Below are 4047 nucleotides of genomic sequence, written 5' to 3'. Positions count from 1 at the left end.
CAAGGGGGCTTTGCCGAACGCGGTCTGGAGCGGGGGCGCGGCGCGGATTAGGTTCCGTGCCGAGGGAGGAAGCCCGTGCAACCGCCGAGGTTTCCATGACGACCGCAACGCTGAGAACCGCTCCTTTCCGCTTCGCCCGCGTGGGCGAGGCCTTCGCCATCCTCGCGCGCGCCATCGCCGCGGCGCGCGGCGCGCAGGCCCGGCTCGACCGGATGCAGCGCCTCTCCGCGCTCTCCGATGCCGAGCTCGCCCGCCGCGGCCTCGCCCGCGAGGACATCGCGCGCCACGTCTTCGCGGACATGTTCGCCGACTGAGCCGGGCGGTTCAGGCCAGCACCCCCGCGAGAAGCCACGCGGAGGCCGCGAGGGTGGCGGCGACCGTGCGCAGGTGGTTGAGGCGCGTCCAGTCCCGCACGTAGGCAGGCCAGAGCCCTGCCGCGCGGCCCTGCCCCATCGCGGCGTCGAGGCGGGTGTTCAGCGGCACGTTGCCGAGGCCCGTGACCGCCATGACGCCGAGGAGATAGGCCGCCGCGCCCCCGATCGCGGCGCCGCGGGCCAGCCCGTCGAGTTGCCAGGCCGCGAGACCGGCCAGCGCCAGCGAGCCCGGCGCCAGCCCGACCAGCATCCCCATGAAGGCCGAGCGGTAGACCGTGCGGTTGAGGCCGACCATGCCCGCCGCGCCCGGGGCGCCCGCCTGCGCGAGGCCCCGCATCACGAAATCCGAGAAGGCGAGGAAGACGCCCGCGACGAGCGCCATGAGGAGCCCCGCGAGGGTGAGGAGGATGTCCATGCGCCGCTCCCCTCAGCTCGAGAGCGCGACGGCGCGGTGAAGGTGGGCGCGTCCCGCCACCAGCCGCCCGAGGAGCCGGGCGAGATCGCTGCGGGCCACCTTGAGGTCGAGGCCGCGCGGGCCCGGCGCCGGATCCTCGAGGGCCGGGCGGCGCGTCGGCGCGTCGGTGAAGGCCGAGGGGCGCACGATGGTCCAGTCGAGGCCCGAGGCCTCCACCAGCCGCTCCTGCAGCTCGTGGTCGCGGTAGACCGGCGCGAGGAGGAGGCCGAACATCACCCGCTTCCACCAGAAGTTCAGCATGTTGCGGCTGTCGCGCGCGCCGAGCGTCGACTGCACGACGAGGCGGCGGGGGCCGTGCGCCTGCATGGCGCGGATCACGTTCAGCGTGCCCTCCGAGCGGATGCGGGAGCGGCGCGATGCGCCCGCGCCGAGGACGACGAGGACGGCGTCCTGGCCCGGCATGGCGGCGGCGACATCGGCGGGCACGAGCGCGTCGCCGGCGTGCAGGCGCAGCTCCGGGTGGTCCTGGCCGAGCCGCTCGGGGTGGCGGGCGAAGGCGGTGACGGTGTTGCCGGCGGCGAGAAGCTCGGCCACGGCGAGGCGTCCGACCGAGCCGGTGGCGCCGAAGACGATGACGTTCATGGGAAGTCCTTTCCTGCGATTTCTTGACACGATGTCAAGTTGACACGGCGTCAAATAAGCGTCACTTTACACCATGTCAAGAAAAAGCGACGACACCCGCGCCCGCATCCTCGACGCCACGCTCGACCTGCTCGCCGCGGGCGCGCCCGAGCGCACGCGGATGGCCGACGTGGCGAAGGCCGCGGGGATCTCGCGGCAGGCGCTCTACCTGCATTATCCGAACCGGGCGGACCTGCTGGTCGCGGCGACGAAGCGGCTGGACGCGCGGGCCGACATCGACGCGAGCCTCGCCGAGAGCCGGGCGGCGGCGACGGGCGAGGCGCGGCTCGACGCCTTCGTGCGGGCCTGGGGCGGACATGTGCCGGTGATCTACCCGGTGGGGCGCGCGCTGATGGCGATGCAGGCCACCGACGCCGAGGCGCGGGCGGCCTGGGAGGACCGGATGGCGGCGGTGCGCCACGGCTGCGCGGCGGCGGTGTCGGCGCTGGCGCGCGACGGCGCGCTCCGCCCCGGCCTCGACGAGAGGCGGGCGACCGACCTGCTGGCCGGGATTCTCTCGGTGCCTCTCTGGGAGCACCTGACGCGGACATGTGGCTGGTCGCAGGGCGATTACCTGACGGAAATCCGCCGCCTCGCGCGCGCCGCGCTGATGGCAAGTCCCTGACCAAGCGGAGATCGTTGCGCCGCGCCGCAACCTCGCGCTATGGCTGTCCCCCGGGCGGCCGCGCGAGAACCGCGCGCCGGAGGATCGGGGACGATGGTCCAGCAAAGCGAAAGCGAGAGCCGCAAGCTTCTGTCGCGCTTGCAGGCCGTCATGGCCGAGCCTGTCGAGGGACAGGAGCGGCTGGACCGCATCACGCACCTGATCGCCGATTCGATGGGGAGCGAGGTCTGCTCGATCTACCTGCTGCGCGATCCCGACACGCTGGAGCTCTGCGCCACGCAGGGCCTCGCCCCCGAGGCGGTCCACGTCACGCGGATGCGGATCGGCGAGGGTCTGGTGGGCCGGGTCGCGCGCTTCGCCCGGCCGGTGAACACCGCGAATGCGCCCGCCGAGCGCGGATTCCGCTACATGCCCGAGACGGGGGAGGAGCGCTATTCCTCGTTCCTCGGCGTGCCGATCCAGCGGCTGGGCGAGCGGCTGGGCGTGCTCGTGGTGCAGTCGAAGGAGGCGCGCGAATTCTCCGACGACGAGATCTACGCGCTCGAGGTCGTGGCCATGGTGCTGGCCGAGATGACCGAGCTCGGCGCCTTCACCGGCGAGGGCGCCGCACTGAAGGAGCGGCACAAGGCGCAGGTGATGATCCGGGGCGGCTGCGCGCAGGAAGGCGCGGCCATGGGGCATGTCTGGCTTCACGAGCCGCGCGTCGTCGTCACGAAGCCGGTGGCAGAAGATCCGGCGGTCGAGCTCGAGCGCCTGCGCGAGGCGGTCGAGCGGCTGCGCATCGACGTGGACGAGATGCTGACCCGCGTGATGCCCGGCGACGCCGAGCAGCGCGAGGTGCTGGAGGCCTACCGCATGTTCGCCCGCTCGCGCGGCTGGATGCGCCGGATGGAGGAGGACATCAGCCGCGGTCTCTCCGCCGAGGCGGCGGTCGAGAAGGAGCAGTCGACCGCGCGCGCCCGGATGGAGACGGTGCCCGACGCCTATCTCCGCGACCGGCTGCACGACCTCGACGACCTGTCGAACAGGCTGCTGCGCCTGCTGACCGGGCAGGGCAAGGACACCGGCGCCGAACTGCCCGACGACCCGATCCTCGTTGCGCGCAACATCGGGCCGGCGGAATTGCTGGACTACGGGCGCAGGCTCAGGGGCGTGGTGCTCGAGGAGGGGTCGGTCGGCAGCCACGCGGCCATCGTCGCGCGGGCGCTGGCCATCCCGCTCGTCATCCACGCCAGGCGCATCACCACCGAGGCGCTGAACGGCGATTTCATCCTCGTGGACGGCGACGAGGGCGTGGTCCACCTCCGCCCCGAGGACACGGTCGCCTCGGCCTTCCGCGACAAGCTCGCCATGCAGGCCGAGGCGCAGGAGCGCTACGCCTCGATCCGCCACAAGCCGGCGGAGGCGCTCTGCGGCACGGTCGTGTCGCTCCAGATGAACGCGGGGCTGATGGCGGACCTGCCCTCGCTGCCCTCATCGGGGGCCGAGGGGGTGGGCCTCTTCCGGACCGAGCTCCAGTTCCTCACGCGCAACAAGGTGCCGCGCCGGGGCGAGCTCGCCGCGCTCTATTCCCGCGTGATGGACGCGGCCAAGGGCAAGCGCGTCGTCTTCCGCACGCTCGACATCGGGTCGGACAAGGTCCTGCCCTACATGAAGGCCACCGAGGAGCCGAACCCCGCCCTCGGCTGGCGCGCGATCCGCGTCGGCCTCGACAAGCCCGGCGTGATGCGGATGCAGCTCCAGGCGCTGATCCGGGCGGCGAACGGGCGGCCGCTGTCGGTGATGTTCCCCTTCATCGCGCAGCTCGAGGAATACACGCAGGCGCGCGACCACCTGCTGCGCGAGATCGAGCGCGAGGCGGCGCTCGGCCATGTCCTGCCGGAGACGCTCGAGATCGGCGCGATGCTCGAGACGCCGTCGCTGGCCTTCGCGCCGCGCCAGTTCTTCGAGAT

5 protein-coding genes are annotated in these 4047 nt (G+C 72.6%); 3 read left to right on the top strand and 2 right to left on the bottom strand.

Annotated elements, in window-relative coordinates; all coding sequences use genetic code 11:
* The first annotated feature begins 95 nt into the window (after nucleotides 1-95).
* Nucleotides 96-314 carry a hypothetical protein gene (locus ACTS11_RS16585; RefSeq protein ID WP_442641408.1) on the top strand — a complete coding sequence of 73 codons (219 nt, stop codon included), beginning with the start codon at nucleotides 96-98 and terminating at the stop codon, nucleotides 312-314.
* 10 nt (nucleotides 315-324) lie between these two features.
* On the opposite strand, the gene ACTS11_RS16580 is transcribed toward ACTS11_RS16585, so the two are convergent.
* Together ACTS11_RS16580 and ACTS11_RS16575 are read right to left on the bottom strand one after the other, a co-directional pair.
* Nucleotides 325-789: an anthrone oxygenase family protein gene (locus ACTS11_RS16580; protein WP_442641407.1), complete on the bottom strand. Its 465-nt coding sequence runs from the start codon at nucleotides 787-789 to the stop codon at nucleotides 325-327.
* A 12-nt stretch (nucleotides 790-801) separates the two neighbouring features.
* Nucleotides 802-1431: an NAD(P)-dependent oxidoreductase gene (locus ACTS11_RS16575; RefSeq protein WP_442641406.1), complete on the bottom strand. Its 630-nt coding sequence runs from the start codon at nucleotides 1429-1431 to the stop codon at nucleotides 802-804.
* A 73-nt stretch (nucleotides 1432-1504) separates the two neighbouring features.
* Here ACTS11_RS16575 and ACTS11_RS16570 point away from each other — a divergent pair, with 73 nt between their 5' ends.
* The gene (locus ACTS11_RS16570; RefSeq protein ID WP_442641405.1) at nucleotides 1505-2095 is read left to right on the top strand and encodes a TetR/AcrR family transcriptional regulator; all 591 of its coding nucleotides are present in this window, start codon (nucleotides 1505-1507) and stop codon (nucleotides 2093-2095) included.
* A 93-nt stretch (nucleotides 2096-2188) separates the two neighbouring features.
* A partial coding sequence (locus ACTS11_RS16565) for a putative PEP-binding protein (protein WP_442641404.1) occupies nucleotides 2189-4047 on the top strand: 1859 nt, incomplete at its 3' end.

Origin of the sequence: Roseicyclus sp., assembly GCF_052168335.1 — a bacterium.
Classification (GTDB): Bacteria; Pseudomonadota; Alphaproteobacteria; order Rhodobacterales; family Rhodobacteraceae; genus Roseibacterium.
Note: the sequence above shows the minus strand (reverse complement) of the source record. Positions and strands in the feature narration are given on the sequence as shown.